Origin of the sequence: Nonomuraea sp. SBT364 (assembly GCF_001083785.1) — a bacterium.
In the GTDB taxonomy this organism is placed as follows: domain Bacteria; phylum Actinomycetota; class Actinomycetes; order Streptosporangiales; family Streptosporangiaceae; genus Nonomuraea.
Genome location: NZ_LAVL01000076.1, coordinates 18664 through 38498, shown reverse-complemented (window position 1 = coordinate 38498; position 19835 = coordinate 18664). Strand labels below are relative to the sequence as shown.

Sequence of the window (19835 nt, the reverse complement as noted above, 5' to 3'; positions counted from 1 at the left end):
GGGTTGGGGAATACGGGTGGGGCACGCGGCCGCCCGCGGCTGCCCAAGCGGCTGGAATTTCCGGTGGCCTGGACCAGCTCCGCCTTGTCCACGGTCGGCACCCGGACGCTTCACGTCGCCTATCCGCTACTCGCCCTGGCGCAGACCGGCTCGCCCACCGCGGCCGGCTGGACCGGGTTCGCCCTGACGATTCCGATTCTCGTGTTCTACGTTCCGGGCGGGCTCGTCGTCGACCGGCTCTCGCCGCGGACGATCATGTTCGTCGCGGAGCTGGGCCGCTTCCTCACCGTGCTGTCGGTGCTGGGCGCGCTGGCGTTCGGCACGCCGCAACTGGTGCACCTCATCGTGGCCGCCCTCCTCGAAGGCATGCTCTGGGTGATGTACAACCTGGCGGAGACCTCGCTCCTGCCGTCGCTGGTGGAGCCGGTGAAAGTACGCAGCGCGCTGGCCAAGAGCGAGGGCGCGGGGCACCTGGCCTCGCTCGCCGGCCGGCCGCTCGGCGGATACCTGTTCGGGCTGGGGGCGATGGTCCCGTTCATGCTGAACGCCGTCCTGTTCTTCCTCTCCTCGCTGCTGACGCTCCCCTTGCTGCGCCGAGCCGAGCCGCGCCCGGTCCGCTCGTCGCTGCTGCGCGACCTGTCCGAGGGGTTCCGCATCCTGCGCAGGCAGGTCTTCCTGCGGGGCGCGATCACCCTGGTGACGCTGACCAACCTGCTCGTCAACACGCTGGTGATGATCTTCATCGCGGGTTCCGGGGGCATGTCGCCGCTGACCATCGGCCTGGTGCTGGCCGTAGGCGGCGTCGGGGGAGCGCTGGGCGCGCTGCGGGCGCACCACAAGCCGCCGACCGGCTCGACCCTGCTGGTGCACGCCTGGATCTGGGCCGGGGCGCTGTTCCTGGCGATGGTGGGCGCGGTGCTGCAGGCGATGCTGGGCACGACCTGGCAGCTGTGGCCGGTCTTCTTCGCCCTCGCCTTCGTCACGACCGGCTACGGCGGCGCGATGAGCAACGTGGCGATCCGGGTGATGGAGGTCGAGCGGATCGAGCCGCACGAGCTGGCCCGGGTGATCGGCGTCTCCCGGCTCTCCTCCTACGGCGCGCTCTGCTTCGCCGCGCCCCTCGGCGGCCTGCTGGTCACCTGGTGCGGCATCGAGGGCGGGTCGATCGTGCTGTTCGGCCTGACGCTGCTCCTGGCGGTCACGGCCACCTACGCGCCGCCCGTGCGCCGATGGCTGACCCCGCCCATGCCCCATGTGTCGTACGAGCATCGCCCCGCGCAGACCGTGTGACCCCTATGTGACCCCTATGTGACCGCTACACGGCGACGAGCCGCCTGGCGTCCTTCTCCATGTGCCCCGGCAGCGGCGGCGCCGACGCGGAGATCGCCCGCCGGGCCAGGTCGGCCGCGGACGTGGTCTGGCCCGCCAGTTCCTTGACCTTGGCCGCGTACAGCAGCAGCGGGCCGTGGTCGGCGACCTCGGCCAGCGCCTCGGCCATCTCCCGCTCCGCCTCGGCGAGGCTGTCGACCTGGGCCAGCGCCAGCGCGTGCGCCACCCGGGCGAACGGCCAGCGCAGCGGCCGGGCCCGGTCGAGATCGCGCAGCGCGTCGCGCCCCCGGCCCAGACCGGCCAGGATCTGCCCGCGGCCGAGCAGGGCGTCCAGGTTGTTGCCCTCCCTGTCGAGCACGCCGTCGAGCACGCCCAGGGCCGCCTCGGGATGCCCGCCGTGCCACAGCGCCCAGGCGAGCTCGGTCTGGACGGCGAGGTCGGCGGGCAGGCGGATCATGGCCGCCCGCAGGTCGCGGACGGCCTCCTCGGGGGAGCCCTGCGCCAGCCGCAGCCGGCCGATGGCCGTCAGCAGCGGCCCGACGGCGGTCGCGACCCCGGCCGTCTCGAAGCCCTTGGCCGCCCGGCTGTAGCGGGAGACGGCGGCCGCCAGGTTGCCGCGCCGGTGGTCGACGTTGCCCAGCAGGGACTCGATCTCCGCGCGCAGCTCCAGTTCGTCCTCCTGGGAACGCGCCAGGGCCTCCTCGCCGCGCCGGGCGGCGAGGGTCAGATCACCCTGCCGCAGGGCGCCTTCGGCCGCCCGGAGGCAGTCCTCGGGCGGTGACGGCTCACGCGGAGGGGCCTGGGCCGGCCGGTCGTCCTGCGGGGCCGGGTCCAGCAGGCGGTCGTAGGCGAGCTCGTACCAGCCCTCGCCCTTGTGCCGGCCGGCCCGCAGGAGGTGGCGCTGCACGAGCAGCTCGAAGGCCGGCTCGCCGATGCCGGTCACCCCGGTGGAGCTCTGGCCGACCGGCCGCCTGCCGCCGCGGGAGGCGCCGAAGGTCAGCCGCAGCCAGGTGCGCAGGCCGTGCTCGTCGCCGTCGAACCGCTCGGCGGCCAGGTCGTCGACCAGCCGGTCGTAGTGACGGGCGAGCGCCGTGTCGGCGTCGCCGTGCTGGAGCACGTCGCGTACGGTGATCGTCCTGCTGTCCGGGGGGAGCGCCTTCCACAGCGCTTGGCAGACGACCTGGAGCTGGACCGGCTCCACGCCCTCCCGCTGCCGCGCGGTGTCCGTACGCGCTCTGACCCTGACGAGGTCGTCCACCAGGTGCGCGGCGGCGCCTTCGGACAGGGCGCGCCCGGTGTCCGCCATCGGTTTCGCCACCGCCTCAAGCGCGGCGTCGAAGCCGAGAGGCTCCAGCGGGTAGCGGGCCGCGCCGGAGCCGGCCAGGGCGCGCTCGTACGGTTCGAGGCTCGCGAGGTGGTCGGCACGGACGGACAGCAGGACGCGCAGCCCGGGGTCCGCATCGAGCGCCTCGGCGAGCTGGCCGAAGAACCAGTCGCGGTAGGGCTGGTGCCGCTCGCCGCCGGTGAAAAGCTCCTCGACCTGGTCGATGCTGACCATGGTGAGCGTGCGCTCGCCATAGACGTCCCGCTTGACCGGGCGCGAGCGCAGGAACGCGGGGATCGTCAGGCCCGCCAGCCGCGTGGGCGGCGCCAGCGGCGACCACGACATCAGCAGGGCCAGCACGTACGGGTCGTGGTCGGGCAGGGCGGCCTGCGGGTAGGCGGACCCGTACGTCACCCGGCCGACGGGAAGCACGTCGGTCCGGTTGGGGCTGAGCAGCGGCCGCACCCCCGCCTGGAGCAGGGAGGTCCTGCCCGCGCCCGAGGCGCCGTGAAGGATGGTCAGCGGCCGGGTCTCCCAGAGTTCCCGGATCTCGCGGGATTCCTCGCCGCGTCCGAAAAAGGCGTGGTGGTCCTCGGCGCGATAGGGGCGTAAACCTTTGTACGGTCCTGCCGCCCGCCGCGCTTTCGTGCCGGAAGTCACCATGTCGATCCCATCCGCAGCCGCGTTTCACCGCACAGGTCCCCGGTGTAATGGTGCGCGATATCTTCGCACGTGCGGCCGGGCCGGCACACCCACCGCGAGGATGAGGTGTTATCCGGGACGCGGTATTTCCCGCCCTTCCGGGGAGGCGTCTCAGATCGAATTCGCGAAAGCGGCGACCTGCTCCTTGTCGTCGCCCAGGCAGGAGGCCACCGCCGCACGCAGGGCCGCGCTCTCCAGGTTCTCCAGGCTGCGTAGCGACACGGAGGTGACATCGATCAGCTGGCCTGATCCGTACTGCCGGTCACGCATGTGCACTCCTCTGTTTCGGCCTGCCCGAATACTCATTGACGTGCTGGCAAATTATGGGCGTGCGTGATGCTTCTCCGCCGGGATTCCTATTATGATTCTGTGATAAGTGGGTCGAGTAATCAAGCTCTATGATGAGTCATATGATTGGCCGGCCTCGTCCGGGCGCGAGCGGAGGATCGACGTGACGGAGAATTCGTACTCCATGGCGGCGCAGGGACCGATGGTCTGGGAAAAGGTGCCCAAACGGAATCCGAACTTCACCGGCCGCAACGATCTGCTGACCGCCCTCCGCAAGAGCATCAACACGGTGACCGCCGTGGTGGCGCAGCCGCAGGCCCTGCAGGGGCTCGGCGGCGTGGGCAAGACCCAGCTCGCGATCGAGTACGCCTGGCAGTATCGCGCCCACTACGAGTTCGTCTGGTGGATCTCCGCCGACCAGCCGGTGCTGGTGCCCTCCGCGCTCGCCGCGATGGGCCCGGCGCTCGGGCTGCCCCCGGCCACCGGGGTGGAGCAGGCGACCCAGGCGGTGCTGCGCACGCTGGAGAGCGGCACCCCGTACCGGAGCTGGCTGGTGATCTTCGACAACGCCGAGGAGCCCGAGTACATCAAGGACTTCATCCCGCGAGGTCCCGGCCACGTCCTCATCACCTCCCGCAACTCGCGCTGGAGCGACCACGAGCCGACCATCCAGGTGGACGTCTTCGAACGCCAGGAAAGCGTCGACTTCCTGCGCAAGCGCCTCAAGGGCACGGTCGGCGAGGCGGAGGCGGACCGGGTGGCCGACAAGCTCGGCGACCTCCCGCTGGCGCTGGAGCAGGCCGGCGCCCTGCTGGCCAGGACGCTGATGCCGGTGGAGGAATACCTCGGGCTGCTGGACGAGCAGACCAGCCGGCTGCTCAGCCTGGAGAAGGCGCCGATGTATCCGCAGTCCATGACGGCCGCCTGGCAGCTGTCGGTGTCGCAGCTGGAGGACCGGGTTCCCGAGGCGGTCGAGGTGCTGCGCTGCTGCGCGTTCTTCGGCCCCGAGCCCATTCCGCGGGACGTCTTCCGGCGCGGCAACCGGTCGGTGGGGCCGCGGCTGGCGCCCATCCTGTCCGATCCGATCCTCCTGAGCAGCGCGGTGAGCAACCTCGAACGCTACGCGCTGGTCAAGGTCGAGCCCAACACCCGCACCCTCCAGGTGCACCGGCTGAACCAGGCTCTGCTGCGCGACGAGACGCCCGAGAAGGAGCGCGGCGAGTTCCGCCACGAGGTGCACCTGCTGCTGGCCGGCAGCGCCCCCAGCAACCCGGACGACACGAGCAAGTGGTCCAGCTTCGAGGAACTGGCCGCGCACCTGCGGCCCTCCGGGCTGATCGACTGCGTGGATCCGGGCGTCCGCAAGTTCGCCCTCGACCTCGTGCGCTACATGTACGTGCGCGGCAGCTACACCCAGGCCCAGGCGCTGCTCGACGAGTACATCGAGAAGTGGACCGAGAAGAGCGGGGCGCGCCATCCCAACGTGCTGGCGGCCCGCGTCCACCTGGGCAACGTCTACCGGGCGCTGGCCCTCTACGACAAGGCCTACGACCTGGACTCGGTGACCTGGGAGCTGATGCGGGAGTCCCTGCGCCACGACCACGCCGACACGATCTGGGCGACGAGCAGCTACGCCGCCACGCTGCGGGGCCGCGGCGAGTTCGCCAGGGCGCGGGAGGTCGACCAGGAAGCCGTGGAAGCCTACGAGCGGCTGCACGGCCCCGACGACATCCTGACCCTCCGCTCACTCAACAACCTGGCCGTGGACCACGCGCTGACCAGCGACTACGACCAGGCGCGGGAACTCCTGAACGAGGTCTACGGCAAGGTCACCGCCGACGACACCATGGGCAGCCGGTTCTACGTCCAGGTCTTCAGCAACCTCAACCGGGCGGTCCGGCTGAGCGGCCAGTTCCAGGCCGCGGCCAACCTGGGCGAGGACCTGCACACCTACGGCGGCACCCATCTCGGCGTGGACCACCCCAACACCCTGCTGGCGGCCAAGGACTTCGCGATCTCGATGCGCAGGACGGGGCAGGTGAGCGAGGCCGTGGAGCTCATGCGCGACACCCACAAGCGCCTGCAGCGGCTGTACGGCGACAAGCACGGCGACACGATGGCGGCGGCGCTGGGCCTGTCCAACGCGCTGCGCGCCGCCGGCGAGATCGAGGCGGCCCGGCGACTGGCGGACGAGGCGCTGCGCTTCTACCCGGAGGTGTTCGGGGACGACCATCCCTTCACCCACGCCGTACGGATCGACCTGGCGCTGCTGATGCGGCTGGGCGGCGACGCGGCGGCGGCCCGGCGGCTGAACGAGCAGGCCCTGGCCGGGCTCACCGAGCGCGTCGGCCGCGCGCACGACTACACCGTGTCCTGCGCCATCAACCTGCAGAACGACCTGGCCGCGCTCGGTGAGCCCGACCGGGCCAGGCGGCTCGGCGAGGAGAACTACCGCGCGATCCAGACGCACTTCAGCCCCGACCACTACCTCGGCGTGATCTGCGCCGCCAACCTGAGCGTGGACCTGCGGGAGACGGGGGCGACGGAGGAGGCCGACCGGCTGCATGCCGAGACGATGAAGCGCGTCGCCCTGCTCATGCCGCAGGACCATCCCGACACCCTGGCGGCGGCCTCCGGCCTGCGGATCGACACCGACTTCGACCCGCCGCCGGTGTGATCGGACCGCTCACCGCAGGCGGGCCTGCCTGCGGTGGCGTTCCGACAGCAGGCGGGCGCGGGCGGCCGAGGACGGCGTGACCGGCTCGGCCCGCCAGCCGCCCAGCACGCCGCGCAGCGAGCCGACGAGCTCCTGCCCGGCCTCGGTCAGGCCGCCGCTGTCCAGCAGCGTCGTGCTGACCTGGTAGGCGGCCTCACGCCAGCGGGCGAACTCCACCTCGGCCCGGGGGCCGATCCCCGCGTCGGCGGCGTGCACCCTCCAGAACCCGGCGACGGCGGCGTGCGCGTACGCGCCGTGCAGCAGGCCGAACAGGGGGCGCGGATCCGGGCGCCATGGCGCGTAGTAGCGGCGGCCGTCGTCGGGGCGGATCAGCTCCACCACCTCGCTCAGCGCGTTCAGCTTGGCGTGCTGCAGTTCGTGCGCCAGGATGACGGCCAGGCCGAGGCCGTCGAGCGGGTCGGACAGCGCGATCGCGCCGAACGCGTCGCGCGCGGAGGCGCTGTGCTGGTCGCGGTCAAGGGCCCGCACGGGCGTGAGGACCGAGACGGCGGTGGCGAGCTCCGCCGCCACCGCGTGATGCCGGCCGGTCAGCACCTCCCACGCACCGCGCAGGCAGGAGAACCAGCGCTCCCGCCGCTCGGCCGTGAGCCGTCCGTCGACGTCGTCCCCCGGCCAGCGGTACGGGTCGAGGTCGTCGATCGTGAGCGACAGGCCCGGAGTGCCGGGCACCCGGTGCAGCACCTGCCATCCGGGCCCGTCACGCATCGGGGAGATGCGGGCCGGGTGGCCGCCCGCCCGCACCTCGGCGCCGCCGCCCACCGGCTCCACGGCCACCTCGGCGACGTCCGGCAGGCCGCCGGGGAGGGCGAGCCGGCCCAGCGTGGGCAGCATGAGCTCGCCGTCGCCCACCGGGACGCGCAGGCGGCACGCGGCGCCCGCCCGCACGGCGGCCGCCAGCGCGATCGCCGCCAGCCTGCCGGGGGCGCCGCCGGCCGGCAGCGCCCGGCAGGTGCGCAGCAGCCACGCGCCGACCACCGGGTAGCGCAGGCAGCGGTCGACCTGCTCGGGGAAGCGTTCCTCCAGCTCCGACAGCACCTCGTAGGCGGCCGCCACGAGCGGCGCGTCGTGGTGGCCGACGCGGCGGGTCTCCTCCACCAGGAAGCGCAGCAGCAGGCGGTGCTTGCTCGCCTGGGCGGCGCACAGCTCCTTCACGGCCCCGGACCCGCCGGCGCCCGTGGCGAGCGTCGCGAAGGCCCCGGCCGAGATCCGGTGGCGGACCGCGCTCACCGGGCTCCCCGCAGGCGCGCCATGTCCCGTTCGCATCTCGCCGAGATGTGGGTGATCAATCGGTACAGGTCGGGGCAGTAGATGGACGGCTCGGCGAATCCGGTGGCCGGGCTGTAGCGGTGCGCGTACTGGCCGCCGCCGCAGATCTGCATGAGGTCGCAGGCGCGGCAGGTGTCCGGGAGCGCCAGCTCGCCGATCTGCCGCGCGACGATCGGCGGCTGCAGGAGGGCGGCGTCCAGCGGGTCGGTGAGGACGTGCAGGCCGGTGTCCGTGGCGCCCTCGAAGGCGCTCTTGAGGATGTCGGACTGCTCGATGCCGCCGTTGGTCTCGATCACGACCATGCGCACCGGGGACAGGCCCACCGCCTCCGCCCGCGACGCCCCGCCCATCAGCAGCCGCATGATCTCGCGGAACAGGCGGACCTCGGTCTGCAGGACGGGGCTGTCGTACCAGCGGTCGAAGATCGGGATGAGCCAGTCGGCGTACGGCGTCCCGGGTGAGCCGGGGGCGCGGAAGGGCGGGGGTGCGGCCCAGTTGCCGTGCGGCAGCAGGAAGTCGACCGCCGGCGGGTCGAACTCGAGCAGGGCCTCGTAGGTCGCCAGCGGGTCGTTGCGCGTGTCGACGGTGCACAGGATGCCGTTGAACAGGTGGTGGTAGGGGCCCGAGGTCAGCCTGTGCAGCGATTGGCTGACCAGCGCGTGGCTGCCGCGGCCGTCGGCGAAGCGGCGGTGCCGGTCCTGGCCGCGCGCGTCGCCGTCGAGGCTGACGCCGACGTGCACCTCCAGCGAGTCGAACAGCTCCAGGAAGGCCGGGCCGAGCCGGACGCCGTTGGTCTGGACGGTGACGTTGACCCGGGTGCCGGTGCCGACCGCGCCCCTGATGCCCAGCACCAGGCGGGAGATCAGGTCCGGGCCCGCCAGCAGCGGTTCGCCGCCGTGCAGGATGACGTCGATCTCCGGGAGGTCGTATCGGGCTGTGTGCTCCCCGATCCGCTCGATCGCGCGGTCGGCGACGGCGTCGGACATGCGGCGGGGCTGGTCGCGCCAGCTCTGGTCGGCCATTTCGTACACGTAGCAGTGCCGGCAGGCCAGATCGCAGCGGCTGTGGATCTTCAGGATGAACTGCTGAAAGGCCAGCGGGGTCCACCCGCCGGCGAGCAGTGCGTCAACGTCGAGGGATTCCGGGAACCTCCGCGCGAGCAGTGGCTTCGAATCAGGCCTTCCCAGCAACGGCTACCCCATTATGCGTCGTGCACGCCATTGTGCCCTTCTGACAAGGACTTCCGCTTGCGCGGATTGTGCGCTACGCCCCTCCCTATCTCTCACGACAAGGAAGACAAGTCAAGATTTATGCCGGTTGGAAGTTATTTCTTCCTGGTGGTAGAGCAATTCCTCGAAAAATAGGTACAGGCCGTCGATTTCGGCGACGAGCGGAAGCCAGTCATGGGCGCCGAGCCCGTCGCCTTCCAGCGGGGACAGCAGGTGCGCGGCCGCCCGCAGCTCGTGGCGCGGGATCTCGATCGGCACGGTGCCGGGCGGGCCGCCGCGCGCCCTGGCCAGCGGGTGACCCGGGCCGCGCACGCCGAGCGCGGCCAGCACCAGCTCGGCCGGATGCCGGGAGACGGCGCCGTCGGCCAGGTCGGGAGCCCCCGGATTGGCGAGCGCCACCAGGACCCGCAGCTCGGGAGGCAGATCCCTGAGCACCCGCGGCGGCCGGTCCACCTCGGAGTGCCGCTGGCCGCGCGCCAGGAGCAGCAGCACCTCGGGGGTCCGTTCGCGCAGGCCGCGCTGCACCTCCGGCACGCAGTCGGCGGGGGAGCGTTCCGTCACCGCCATCCGCCGGCCGATGGCCTGGCGGACGAGGGCGAGCGGTTCGGCCAGCATGGCCTTGGCCAGCCGCCGGTAGTTCTCGTCGGGGTCCTCGGCGAGCGCGTAGGCGTAGCGGCAGACGGGGTCGGCGGAGCGCGAGTCGGCGTACTCGCGCAGCTCCCGGGCGACCAGGTCGAGATCGCGCCTGGACTCCAGGGGGGCGGCGGCCCGGTGGACGCGCGAGACGATGAGCCGGCTGCCGTGGTAGACGGCGAGACCGGCCGCGACCAGGGCCGCTCCCAGGCCCGCGCCCAGGAGGCCGGGGCTCTGCGAGGCGGTCGCGAGGGTCACGGCGGCCAGCGCCACGGCCACCAGCACGGCTCCGGCCAGCCACCTGATGCGGGCCGCGCGCACCCGCACCACCTCGGCGCGGACCTTGCGGAACTCCTCCCAGTCGGACGAGGCGCGCCGCCGCCTGGCCTCGTCGATCCGGGCCGTCAGCTCCGCACGCCGGGCCGGCCAGCCGGACGCCGGCTTCTCCTCCCCGCGTTCCAGCCGGTCGGCCACGTCGGAGAGGCTTCGCCGCAGCGTGACGGCCTCCTCGCGGCGTACGGAGTTCAGCTCCTCCAGCGAGGCCGCCAGCGCGCGCAGGGTCTCGTCGAGCTCGCCCGGATCCCGCACGGAACGGTGGTCACCGGCGAGCACCTGGCCGATCTCCGCGAGAACCCCGTCGAGCCCCCGCGAGAACGCGGCAGAGCCGTCGGCCACCAGGACCCGGTGCACGGCCCTGCGCAGGTGCTCCAGCACGGCGGGGCTGACGTAGCCGGTGACGACGAGCACGGTGAAGACCGGGGTGCCGCCGGCCCTGGCCTCCCTGCCCATGCGGACCAGTTCGGTCGCGCGGGCCGCCTCGTCGTCGAAGAAGATGGCCTCGCTCAGCCTGATCAGGGCGCGGGGGGCCTGCCTGCCCGGGAAGCGGAACTCCGTCGTCTTGCCCTCGGCCTCACCCCGTTCGGCCACCAGTCCGGCGGCGAGCAGCCGGGTCTCCACGAGCATCGCCAGGCCGGCCAGATCGGGGGAGCGGCCGTGCCGGGCGGCCGCGGCGTCGACCAGCTTGTCGTCGACGGCCGCACCCGGCGCGGCGGCCTCGAAGCTCGCCCAGCTCAGCTGCAGCAGCAGCCTGATGTTGCCGCCACTGTGGCGCAGCAGAGCCAGCAGCCCGGAGTCGGTGAACGGCCGGATGCCGGGAGCGGGGGCCGCGGCGCCGATGTACGCCGACAGCACCAGGCTGGCCTCCTCCGGGGTGAGCGGCAGCAGCCGCACGGCGCCCGCGCCGATCCGCTGGTGGAAGTCGGGCGGCATGCACTCCCAGCCGGCCTCGCTGGTGACCAGGAGCAGCATCCCACCGGCCCGCGGGATCACCTCGACCAGGCTCTGCAGGATCCCCGCGTTCGCCGGGATCGGATCGCCGTCCTCCAGCAGGAACTTCTCGCACTGGTCGAGGACCACCATGAACGGGCGGCCGCTCCCGGTGATGAGCGCGGCGAGCAGCTGCACGCCGTAGCGGCACATCACCGGGTCGTCGAGCTGTCCGCGCACCCCGAGGGCCAGGGCCGCCTCCTGGCTGATCGGCCTGCCGCACAGCCAGTCGTAGGCGGCCTCGGAGAAGCCCGGGTTGGCCAGGAACGACAGCGCCCGCTGGAACTCGGCCCCGTTGCCCGCCACCGCGGCGATCTCCTTGGCCTGCTCCTCCAGCACCTGCCCGGAGGGGACCAGGTCCGAGTCGCCGGCCCGGTCCACCAGGTCCTCCCACAGCCTGTCGAGGTAGCGCACGTTCAGATCCGCCAGGAGCGCCTGCGGCAGCTGCGACACCAGGCGGCGGTAGGCGGCGACGAAGTCGTCCTCCTGGAAACGCAGGTAGAGCTGGACCGCCTGCGGGGCCTCGCGCCCGGCCTGCGCCATCATGTGGCGGGCGGCGTGCGTCTTGCCCACCCCGTGCGCGCCGTACAGGCAGCCGAGACCGCCGTCGCGGGCGTCGCCCCGGAACGCGCGCAGGTAATCGCCGGCGAGGCGGACGGCGCCGCGCACGCCGGGCAGCAGCGCGGTGGGCGTGTGCCGCGCCCAGTCGTCACGGAAGTCGCGCCGTGAGGTCTCCTCCGCGCTGGAGGTGCCACGCGCGGGGAAGGGGTTCCTCGTGGGGTGTCCGGCCATGGAGTCTCCTAGCCCGCGTTCCATTTCTCGCCCTGCCACATCCTGAGCCGCAGCCAGGTCTCGCTCATGTGCAGCCCCTCTGTCGGCCACGGGTCGTCCTTGTCGTACTCGCTGAGCCGGAAGTCGAGCAGCAGCTCCAGATGCCGCATGGCCTGGCCGATCGTGTAGGGGCGCCCGCTGAAGGCGCTCTTGACGCCCTCCGGCTGGAAGGGGGCGGGCGGGCGGCCGTTCCAGCGGCCGCGGGCCAGCTCGGCGATCTGCTCCGGGGTCAGCGCGCCGAGGTCGACGATGTGGCCGTGCCTGGCGAACTGCTCGCGGTCCGCCTCGGTCAGCTGGACGGTGTTGGCGTGGTCGTAGGTCTCGACGGTGAACACGACGACGGTCCGGGTGTACTCGAACACCCTGGTGGCCAGGGTGATCAGCTTCTTGGTGGACACGTCCTCGTAGCAGACGCCGAAGCCCGCGTCGCGGCCCGCGAACGTGGCGCCGACGGACCCGGCGATGTCCTGCAGGTCGTAGTCGTCCATCCGGTCGGCCGTCGTGCGCCGGCTCAGCTCGGTGAAGCGGGCACGCAGGTCGGGCGGGACGCTGATGGCCGCGGCGTTCATCTTGTTGCGCAGCGAGAGCAGCGTGGAGCACATCAGCGCGTAGGCGTCGTGCGTCATGTCGCCGCGCCCGGCGCAGTGCGTGACGAACGTGTAGCCGGGGCCCGTCGAGGCGGCTTCGCGGTAGAGGTGCATGATGTGGTTGGCCAGCGAGGTCCGCCCGCTCTTGCCCACGCCGGTGATGAGGAAGAAGGCGGGCCGCCCCTGGCCGGCGGCCTCCCGCACGGCCGCCTCGATCGCCGGCAACTGGATGAAGCCCGTCAGCGGGAGCAGCAGCTCGTGGTCGGCGTCGAGGCGGACGGCGTCCAGGGGCCGGCAGGCGTACGGGTTGCCGGTCAGCCCGTACAGCTCGTAGCGGACCTGGCCGATGTCCATCGGTCAGCCGCCGATCATCGTCAGGTATGCGGGCAGGTTTCCGGCCGACGCCTCGAAGGCCGAGCCGGCGAACAGGTGGGGGTAGAAGTCCCGCTTGCCGTGATAGGCCCTGGTCAGCTGCTGGATCTGGTCCGCCCGGCCGCGGAAGCGGGTCTGGAAGCCCTGGGCCACGTCGAGCACGAGCCGGTCCTGGTGGACGAGTTCGAGCGCGACGAGGAGGTCCGGGTGCCGCACCACGTCGGCGAACAGGTCGGGGCTCTGCACGCGGAGCACGACCAGGCGGACGATCAGGTCGGTGTGGAGGGCGGCGAGGCCGGGGGTGCCCTCGATGACCGCCTCGGTCACCCGCAGGAGGTTGAGCACCCGTTTGATCTTGCGAGGGTTCGGCGTGACGATCTTCTCCAGGGTGGCGGCGTGCCGGGCGGCCAGCGCGCCGGGGCCGGAGGCGTGGATGAAGCGGCCGACCTCGGCGGGGCCGAGCGGATAGAGGTGCAGCGGGAGCTGGATCATCTTGTCGAGGTAGTCGTCGCCGATGGCGGCGTGGTCGGTCTCGGGGAAGCCGAACGGCTGGTACTTGACCGAGATCCCCCGGTTCACCACGTCCTTGGCCAGGGCGATCAGCACGAAGACGTGTTTCAGGTCGAGGAAGAGCTTGATCGACTCGAGCACGTCGATGATCTGGTCGGGCTCGCACCGGTCGAGGTCGTCGATGAAGAACACGATCTTCTTGCCCTGGGCGGCCAGGCGGTCGGCCTCCTCCTGCAGCAGCCCGCGCAGGCGGCCGGTCTGGCTGTCGACGCGGCCGCGCATCTCGGCGTACTGCCGGGCCAGGTTGCCGATCTTCTCGACGCTGACCGAGGTCAGGCTGAGCTTCTTCAGCATCTCGTCGGCGGCCAGGTTCAGCATGATGAGGCCGAGCCGTTTGACGGTGCCGGCGAAGCGGCGCGCGGGGTCCTTGTCGAGCTCGTCGTGCAGCGCGTTGAGGAGGGGGAGCAGCATCTCCGGCTCGCGGCGGTGCACCCACGGGTTGAAGTGCACGCGGACGAACGCGTCGCCGTGCCGGTCGAGCAGCCGCTCGTTCACCATGTCGAGCAGGGTTGATTTCCCGCTTCCCCACGCGCCGTAAACACCGATGGTAAAGGGTGTTTCTGTCTGGGGATTGGTGATGACCGAAACAAGCGGATCGACGTAACGGCGAAACTGGAGAAGGTCGCCGCGCCAATTGGCCGGAGCGTCCGAGAGCATTGCGATATCGGGCATTGTCCCTCCAGAAACGAGGATGCATCGTCCCGGAGGCCCTATACCGCGTGTTATCGAACTGTGATCGCGTCCCGGATCTCCTGGAGCGAGCGGTTGACGAGGACGGAGCCGTCCGGCAGCACGACGGTGGGGACGAGCCAGGAGCCGCCGCCCAGCTCGGTGATCAGCTCGATGGCGCCGGGCCTCTCGTCCACGTCCACCTCGGTGTACGGCCCGCCCCGAGCCGGCGGGGGGCGGCCCTGACAGTCGCCCCCGGCGAGATCGTCCACCCCGCGCTCGATCCGCGAGATGAGCGCCTTGCTCACCCCGGTCAGGTCGGCCAGCTCACGCGCGCTGTGCCCGCGCGCCGACCGGCTGCTGCGCGGGTTGCCCGCGATCGCCCCGCGCACTCCCGCGCCGGGCCCGGCGATCACCGCCAGATCGGGGTCCTGTCGTGCCGCACCTGGGTCCCCTCTCCGAACACCGGCTCCGTCATGCAGGACCCGCCGGACGGCTACAGCGTCACGGCCAGGCCGATCGCGAGCAGCAGCCCGTAGGCCATCTGGAGCTTGCCGGTCTGCTGCAGCACGGCGATCAGCGCCGGACCGGTGGCGCCGCCCAGCACCGCACGGACGGGCGAGATCGCCAGTGGCGCGGCCAGCACCGCGAGCGCGGCGGCCGGGGCCACGGGCGCCATCGCCAGCGCCACCGCGAACGGCACGATCAGGCAGGTCGCGTACAGGACACGGGTACGCGGCGCGCCGAGCACGACCGCGAGCGTCCGCTTGCCCGACTCCTCGTCGGTGCCCACGTCGCGCAGGTTGTTGACCACCAGCATCGAGCACGACAGCAGCCCGACCGGCACCGACGCCACCAGCGCCGGCCAGGTGAGCTGCTCGGTCTGCACGAACGCGGTGCCGACCACCGGCACCACCCCGAAGAACACGAAGACGGACACCTCACCCAGGGCGCGGTACCCGTACGGCGTCTTGCCCCCGGTGTAGAACCAGCCGGCGGCGATGGCGGCGGCGCCCACCAGGAGCACCCACCAGGCCCGCGTGACCAGCACCAGCACCAGCCCGAGCACCGCCGCGGCGGCGAAGCTGCCGAGGGCGGCCGCGAGCACCTGAGGCGGCGTGGCCACCCGCGAGCCCACCAGGCGCATCGGCCCGACCCGCTGGTCGTCGGTGCCGCGGATGCCGTCGCTGTAGTCGTTGGCGTAGTTGACGCCGATCTGCAGCAGCAGCGCGACGAGCAGCGCCAGGATCGCGCGCCACCAGACGAAGCCGCCCTCGCCGATCGCCACGCCGGTGCCGGCCATGACCGGGACGACGGCGTTCGGCAGCGTACGCGGGCGCGCGCCGGCCAGCCACTGAGCGGGGGTTGCCATGCGTCGAATCCTCTAGCTGATGTCGGTCGTGAGCCTGATCATGCGGATCGGGCGGCCCATGTCGAGCACCCGCTCCGCCATGTCCTCGCCCCATCCTGCCGACTCCAGGAAGCCGAGGACCGCGTAGTTGTCGGCGAACACCCAGGTGACGATCTGGCGGTAGCCGTCCTCGCGCAGGTGGTCGACCGTCGCGTTCAGCAGGCGGCTGCCGTGGCCGCGCCGGACGAAGTCCGGGTCCACCAGCAGCGTCAGCATCTCCGCCGCGACCGTCGGGTCGAGGTCGGGATCCTCGGCGGGCGCGTGCGAGGCCAGGCCGACCACCCGCTCGCCGCCGCGCGGCGTGGCCGGGGCGGCGTTGCCGCCGGCGCCCAGCGCGGGGAAGCCCTCGGTGTCGAGGATGGTCTCCACCGCCACCAGGACGCGGTGCCGTGAGGTGGGCGGGGCGACGATCGCCTCGTCCCACTGGCGTAGCCACATCTTCTCGGCCGCCGGGCCGGTCATCTGCTCGAGGGGGCCCTCGGGCAGGAAGTCCCGGTAGCCGTAGCGCCAGGCGCGGACCTGAACATTCGCCACTTGGAGAACATCCTCGCGCCGGGCCGCCCGGACGCCTACGTCTGCCATCTCGGCCCGCTCCTTCGCCTGCTGTTCATGCCATGAGGCACGAGTTACACCGTATCGGTGTTTGAAGGTTGGAGACGACGCGAACCCTGCTTCCTCGCCCGGTATGCGCGCGTTTTAGTGCGGTTACCGCAGACCCTCATCGAACACCACGACCGGGAGCGGTTCTTGGAAGCGTCGATGAACGCCCACTGACAGGTGTCCTCCGAGCACACCTTCAACCGCTCCCACGAACTGTCGGTCGCCGCCGCCGCGATCCTGGCCAGAGCCCCCGGCACGCCCCCCGCCACCGGGACCAGGCCGGGCCGCGTTCCGATCACCACGGTGAGCGGCAGGCGGGGCAGCTCGGGCGGGCTCGCGCCGGGCCGCCGCCGCAGCGCCGCCCGCAATCCCTCGCGCAGCGCGATCGCGGTCGCCAGATCGTCGTCGGTGGCCCGGTCGCGGGAGCCGGCCAGCGCGCGCTCACGCAGCCAGACGCCCAGCTCGGAGGGGGTGCCCAGGTCGTCGGCGTCGGCCTCGACGTCATAGGTGTTCACGAAGTCGCGCACCAACTCCGCCGTCACCAGCATGAGGACACTCTACTCGGTGCGTGATCAACCGAGCGTGCCGGCCAGCGCCTTGGCCAGGCGGCTCACTCCTTCGGCGAGTTCCGGCAGGTTCGCCGGCGCCATGTGGGTGACGCGCAGGCGCGGGCCGGGCGGCTCGGCCGGGTAGTACATCCTGCCCGCGCTCACCAGCACGCCGTTGCGCTTGGCCGCCTCCACCAGGGCGTGCTCGTCCGTCTCCGGCGGCAGCCGCAGCCACAGGTGCATGCCGCCGGCCGGCACCAGGTACGGCGGCGCGTCCGGCATCCGCGCGGCCAGCGCGGCGGTGAGCGCGTCGCGCCGGGCCCCGAGCTCGGCGTGCACCGCCCCGAGATGCCGCCGCCAGGCCGGCGAGCCGACGAACTCCAGCGCCGTCTCCTGCAGCGGCCGCGCCACGAAGAACGACTCGACCAGCTGCCCCGCCCGCAGCCGGTGCGCCGCCGGTCCCCGGGCGACGACGGCCGCCACCCGCATGCTCGGCGACAGGATCTTGGTCAGCGAGTGGATGTGCACCACGGTCCCGTGCGCGTCCATCGACAGCAGCGACGCCGGCGCGGCCTCGGACAGGTAGTGGGCGTAGTCGTCCTCGATCACGAACGCCCCCGCGGCCCTGGCCACCTCCAGCACCTGCCTGCGGCGCTCCTCCGGCAGCGTCGCCCCCGTGGGGTTGTGCAGGGTCGGCTGGCACAGGAACACCCGTGCCCCCGACACCGCGAACGCCTCCGCCAGCAGGTCGGGCCGCACCCCGTCCCGGTCGATCGGCACCCCGGTGGCCCGCAGCCCGGCCGCCTTCGCCGCCGCCAGCGCCCCCGGGTACGTCGGCGTCTCCACCAGCACCGGCGTCCCCGGCGCGGCCAGTGCCCGGAAGGCGTGGGTGAGCGCCGCCTGCCCGCCGCTCACGATCAGCGCGTCGGCCGCGGTCACGTCCCCGCCGGCCTGCTGGGCGAACCAGCCTCGCAGCTCCCCGAGCCCGCTCAGCGGCGGCATCGCCCACGCGTCCGGCCTGCGTGCGGCCCGTGCCGCGGCGGCCGCGAGCTGCCGGTCCGGGCGGATGCGCGGATGCAGGTAGCCGCCGGTCAGCGGTACCACCCCCTCCGGCGCCGTGCCCAGCAGCGCCGCCACCGGCTCATCGGCCACCACCCGGTCCCCGAGCGCCACCGTCTGCCAGGAGAGGTCGGCCGCGTCAGGCGCCCACTCCCGCCGGTCCGCGACGAACGCGCCGCTCCCGGGCCGGGTCACCACCGTGCCTTCGGCCGCGAGCTGCCCGAGCGCCCGCGACACGGTCACCGGGCTCACCCCGTGCCGCCGCACGATCTCCCGGCTCGGCGTCAGCCGGTCCCCGGGCCGGAGCTGACCCGCCTCCTCCCGCAGGATCGCGGCAATCGTGGCGATACTGCTATCGTTGTCCATGAAGGCACAGGATAGCGCTATCGCCACCGCTGGAGTAGCGGTCCCGACCACCGACGCCCGCCGGGGCACCGCCCTGGCCTTCCTCGGCGTCCTGGCGTTCTCCGGCTCCTTCCCCGCCACCGTCTACGCGATGGACGGCTTCGACCCCTGGCTGGTCGCCATCGGCCGGGCCCTCATCGCCGGAGTCGTGGCCGTGATCTGCCTCAAGGCCGCCCGCCTGCCGCTGATCCCGCCGAACCCGCGTCCGTACCTGTTCATCTCCCTGGGCGTCGTCTTCGGCTTCCCCGTCTTCAGCGGCCTGGCCCTCGACCTGGGCGCGAGCACCGCGCACGCCGCCGTCGTGACGGGCCTGCTGCCCGCCGCCACCGCCGCCTGCGCCGTCCTGCGCGCCGGCGAACGCCCTCGCCCGCTCTTCTGGGCCGCCTGCGCGACCGGCGCCGTCGCCATCACCGCCTTCACCCTCACCCGCGGCGGCTCCGGCGCGGCCTGGCCCGACCTCCTCCTGGCCGGCGCGCTGATCTCCGCCGCCATCGGCTACACCGAAGGCGCCACCCTCGCCCGCACCACCCCCGGCTGGCAGGTGATCTCGTACGCGCTCGTCCTGTCCCTGCCCGTCACCGCCCCGGTCACCGCCGTCCTGGCCCTCACCACTCCCGTCACCCCCGGCCCGGCCTCCCTCGCCGGGCTCGCCTACGCCGGCCTGATCTCGATGTTCCTCGGCTTCTTCCCCTGGTACGCGGGCCTGGCCAGGGGCGGCATCGCCCGGGCCGGCCAGACCCAGCTCACCCAGCCGCTGCTCACGCTCGTGTGGGCGTGGTTCCTCATGGGGGAGCGGTACGGCCCGGCGACCGTGGCCGCGGCGCTGGCCGTACTCGTATGTGTCGCCATCACGCAGCGCGCCCGTACTTGAAAGCCGTGACGCCTGGACGCAGGATGGGGGTGGAGGTGTCACATGGCGGACCTCACGATCCCCGAAGGCGGCTTCTGGCCCGCGCCGGAAATCCCGCAACCGAACATCTATCCGATGGAATGGCGGGTCGAGACCGAGAAGCTCGCGGCCATCTACGAGAAGTCCAAGCGCACGCTGTGGAATCCGGCCGACCTGCCCTGGGACGATCTCGACCCGGCCGACTTCACCCGCGAGCAGCGGCTCGGCATCATGTACTGGTTCGCGGTCCTGGCCAACTTCGACGCCTCGGGGCCGGCGGTGTTCGCCCGCGCCACCATCCAGGCGTTCGAGAAGCATGAGGAGGACCCGGTCAGGAAGTGCTTCTTCTCGATCACCCGCGACGAGATGAACCACGAGGAATGCTGCCAGCGCAGCATCGCCAAACTATGGCCCGGCGGCCCTCTCGACTGGACCCCCGCCGACGACCTGGAAAAGGCCGCTCACAACAACATCGGCTGGCTTTACCACAACGGCGGCCGCTACTGGAACGGCTACAGCAGCGCCGTCGGCAAATACTCGCTGCCGGTGCTGTTCACCAGTTTCATGATGGGGGAGATGGCCGCCTCCACCCTCTTCCGCGGAATGGCGTCGGGCACCCGGCATCCGGTGTTCGAGGAGATGTTCCAGCGGATCGGCCGCGACGAATCCCGGCACCTCCAGATCTGCATGACGATCCTGGAGAACGAATGGCCCGGCCTCACCGACGACACCCGCGTCCTCATCACCCGGCAACTCCGCGCCGGGTTCGTCTTCCTGTCGATGATCCTCTGGGAGCCCCCTGAAGGCTTCTGGGAGCTGCCCCCCTACTTCCTGGCCAACCACCGCGTCCTCATGGACCACGCCCGCGACGCCGGCCTCGGCCTGCTGTCGTACGAGGAACAGGCGGAGAACTGGCGCGTCGCCATGGCCCGCGTCCGCGCCATCGTCGAGCGCTGGGGCATCGCCTTCCCCGCCATCCCCGAGCTCGACCTGGAGGGCGTCCCCGTCGACTTCGTGAACCCCGAGGAGATCATCCCGGTCTTCTGACGTACGATTCCGC

General features: G+C 72.2%; 16 protein-coding genes. 4 read left to right on the top strand and 12 right to left on the bottom strand.

Annotated elements, in window-relative coordinates:
- Positions 1-1290 (top strand): MFS transporter (locus ADY59_RS28225; protein ID WP_156325785.1); only part of this gene is annotated, 1290 nt, incomplete at its 5' end.
- Between the two features lie 25 nt (positions 1291-1315).
- Here ADY59_RS28225 and ADY59_RS28220 read toward each other — a convergent pair.
- Both ADY59_RS28220 and ADY59_RS50420 read right to left on the bottom strand, forming a co-directional pair.
- On the bottom strand, positions 1316-3316 hold the full coding sequence (locus tag ADY59_RS28220) for a tetratricopeptide repeat protein (protein WP_049567960.1): 2001 nt from the start codon (positions 3314-3316) through the stop codon (positions 1316-1318).
- A 150-nt stretch (positions 3317-3466) separates the two neighbouring features.
- Positions 3467-3625, bottom strand: coding sequence for a hypothetical protein (locus ADY59_RS50420; protein ID WP_156325784.1), 159 nt, complete (start codon positions 3623-3625; stop codon positions 3467-3469).
- A 181-nt stretch (positions 3626-3806) separates the two neighbouring features.
- Between ADY59_RS50420 and fxsT the strand changes: the two genes are divergently transcribed.
- The gene (fxsT, locus tag ADY59_RS28215; protein ID WP_231618925.1) at positions 3807-6320 is read left to right on the top strand and encodes an FxSxx-COOH system tetratricopeptide repeat protein; all 2514 of its coding nucleotides are present in this window, start codon (positions 3807-3809) and stop codon (positions 6318-6320) included.
- Positions 6321-6329: 9 nt separating this feature from the next.
- Here fxsT and ADY59_RS28210 read toward each other — a convergent pair whose 3' ends face one another.
- The 10 genes from ADY59_RS28210 to ADY59_RS28165 form a co-directional block, all read right to left on the bottom strand.
- Positions 6330-7607: an HEXXH motif domain-containing protein gene (locus ADY59_RS28210; protein WP_197093900.1), complete on the bottom strand. Its 1278-nt coding sequence runs from the start codon at positions 7605-7607 to the stop codon at positions 6330-6332.
- Positions 7604-8836 carry an FxsB family cyclophane-forming radical SAM/SPASM peptide maturase gene (locus ADY59_RS28205; RefSeq protein WP_231618924.1) on the bottom strand — a complete coding sequence of 411 codons (1233 nt, stop codon included), beginning with the start codon at positions 8834-8836 and terminating at the stop codon, positions 7604-7606. The genes ADY59_RS28210 and ADY59_RS28205 overlap by 4 nt, the downstream gene beginning before the upstream one ends.
- A gap of 111 nt (positions 8837-8947) precedes the next feature.
- The gene (locus ADY59_RS28200) at positions 8948-11626 is read right to left on the bottom strand and encodes a hypothetical protein (RefSeq protein WP_049567953.1); all 2679 of its coding nucleotides are present in this window, start codon (positions 11624-11626) and stop codon (positions 8948-8950) included.
- 8 nt (positions 11627-11634) lie between these two features.
- On the bottom strand, positions 11635-12606 hold the full coding sequence (locus tag ADY59_RS28195) for a hypothetical protein (RefSeq protein ID WP_049567950.1): 972 nt from the start codon (positions 12604-12606) through the stop codon (positions 11635-11637).
- A gap of 3 nt (positions 12607-12609) precedes the next feature.
- Positions 12610-13851, bottom strand: coding sequence for a KAP family P-loop NTPase fold protein (locus ADY59_RS28190; protein WP_231618926.1), 1242 nt, complete (start codon positions 13849-13851; stop codon positions 12610-12612).
- A gap of 65 nt (positions 13852-13916) precedes the next feature.
- Positions 13917-14279 (bottom strand): helix-turn-helix domain-containing protein, encoded by a 363-nt coding sequence (locus tag ADY59_RS52805; protein WP_231618923.1) that lies wholly within the window; start codon positions 14277-14279, stop codon positions 13917-13919.
- Between the two features lie 80 nt (positions 14280-14359).
- Positions 14360-15235, bottom strand: a complete 876-nt coding sequence (locus tag ADY59_RS28180; protein ID WP_049567944.1) for a 1,4-dihydroxy-2-naphthoate polyprenyltransferase — start codon at positions 15233-15235, stop codon at positions 14360-14362.
- A gap of 12 nt (positions 15236-15247) precedes the next feature.
- Positions 15248-15808, bottom strand: coding sequence for a GNAT family N-acetyltransferase (locus ADY59_RS28175; protein ID WP_331459529.1), 561 nt, complete (start codon positions 15806-15808; stop codon positions 15248-15250).
- 92 nt (positions 15809-15900) lie between these two features.
- Positions 15901-16422, bottom strand: a complete 522-nt coding sequence (locus tag ADY59_RS28170; protein ID WP_049567937.1) for a CGNR zinc finger domain-containing protein — start codon at positions 16420-16422, stop codon at positions 15901-15903.
- A gap of 24 nt (positions 16423-16446) precedes the next feature.
- A complete protein-coding gene (locus tag ADY59_RS28165) occupies positions 16447-17847 on the bottom strand; it encodes an aminotransferase-like domain-containing protein (RefSeq protein ID WP_049567934.1) in 1401 nt (466 codons plus the stop codon).
- On the opposite strand from ADY59_RS28165, the gene ADY59_RS28160 reads away from it, so the two are divergent.
- Both ADY59_RS28160 and ADY59_RS28155 read left to right on the top strand, forming a co-directional pair.
- Complete coding sequence (locus tag ADY59_RS28160) at positions 17846-18757, top strand: DMT family transporter (RefSeq protein WP_049567929.1); 912 nt, start codon at positions 17846-17848, stop codon at positions 18755-18757. The two genes, ADY59_RS28165 and ADY59_RS28160, sit on opposite strands and share 2 nt — an antisense overlap.
- Positions 18758-18799: 42 nt before the next feature.
- Positions 18800-19822, top strand: a complete 1023-nt coding sequence (locus ADY59_RS28155; RefSeq protein WP_049567922.1) for a hypothetical protein — start codon at positions 18800-18802, stop codon at positions 19820-19822.
- Positions 19823-19835: the final 13 nt, after the last annotated feature.

What these genes read in the sequence shown, in the direction of transcription:
- ADY59_RS50420 (WP_156325784.1), bottom strand. Translation starts at nt 3,625, where the DNA reads ATGCGTGACCGGCAGTACGGATCAGGCCAGCTGATCGATGTCACCTCC.
- ADY59_RS28220 (WP_049567960.1), bottom strand. Translation starts at nt 3,316, where the DNA reads ATGGTGACTTCCGGCACGAAAGCGCGGCGGGCGGCAGGACCGTACAAA.
- ADY59_RS28195 (WP_049567950.1), bottom strand. Translation starts at nt 12,606, where the DNA reads ATGGACATCGGCCAGGTCCGCTACGAGCTGTACGGGCTGACCGGCAAC.
- ADY59_RS28160 (WP_049567929.1), top strand. Translation starts at nt 17,846, where the DNA reads ATGAAGGCACAGGATAGCGCTATCGCCACCGCTGGAGTAGCGGTCCCG.
- ADY59_RS28155 (WP_049567922.1), top strand. Translation starts at nt 18,800, where the DNA reads ATGGCGGACCTCACGATCCCCGAAGGCGGCTTCTGGCCCGCGCCGGAA.
- ADY59_RS28190 (WP_231618926.1), bottom strand. Translation starts at nt 13,851, where the DNA reads ATGCTCTCGGACGCTCCGGCCAATTGGCGCGGCGACCTTCTCCAGTTT.
- ADY59_RS28165 (WP_049567934.1), bottom strand. Translation starts at nt 17,847, where the DNA reads ATGGACAACGATAGCAGTATCGCCACGATTGCCGCGATCCTGCGGGAG.
- ADY59_RS28180 (WP_049567944.1), bottom strand. Translation starts at nt 15,235, where the DNA reads ATGGCAACCCCCGCTCAGTGGCTGGCCGGCGCGCGCCCGCGTACGCTG.
- ADY59_RS28200 (WP_049567953.1), bottom strand. Translation starts at nt 11,626, where the DNA reads ATGGCCGGACACCCCACGAGGAACCCCTTCCCCGCGCGTGGCACCTCC.
- ADY59_RS28170 (WP_049567937.1), bottom strand. Translation starts at nt 16,422, where the DNA reads ATGCTGGTGACGGCGGAGTTGGTGCGCGACTTCGTGAACACCTATGAC.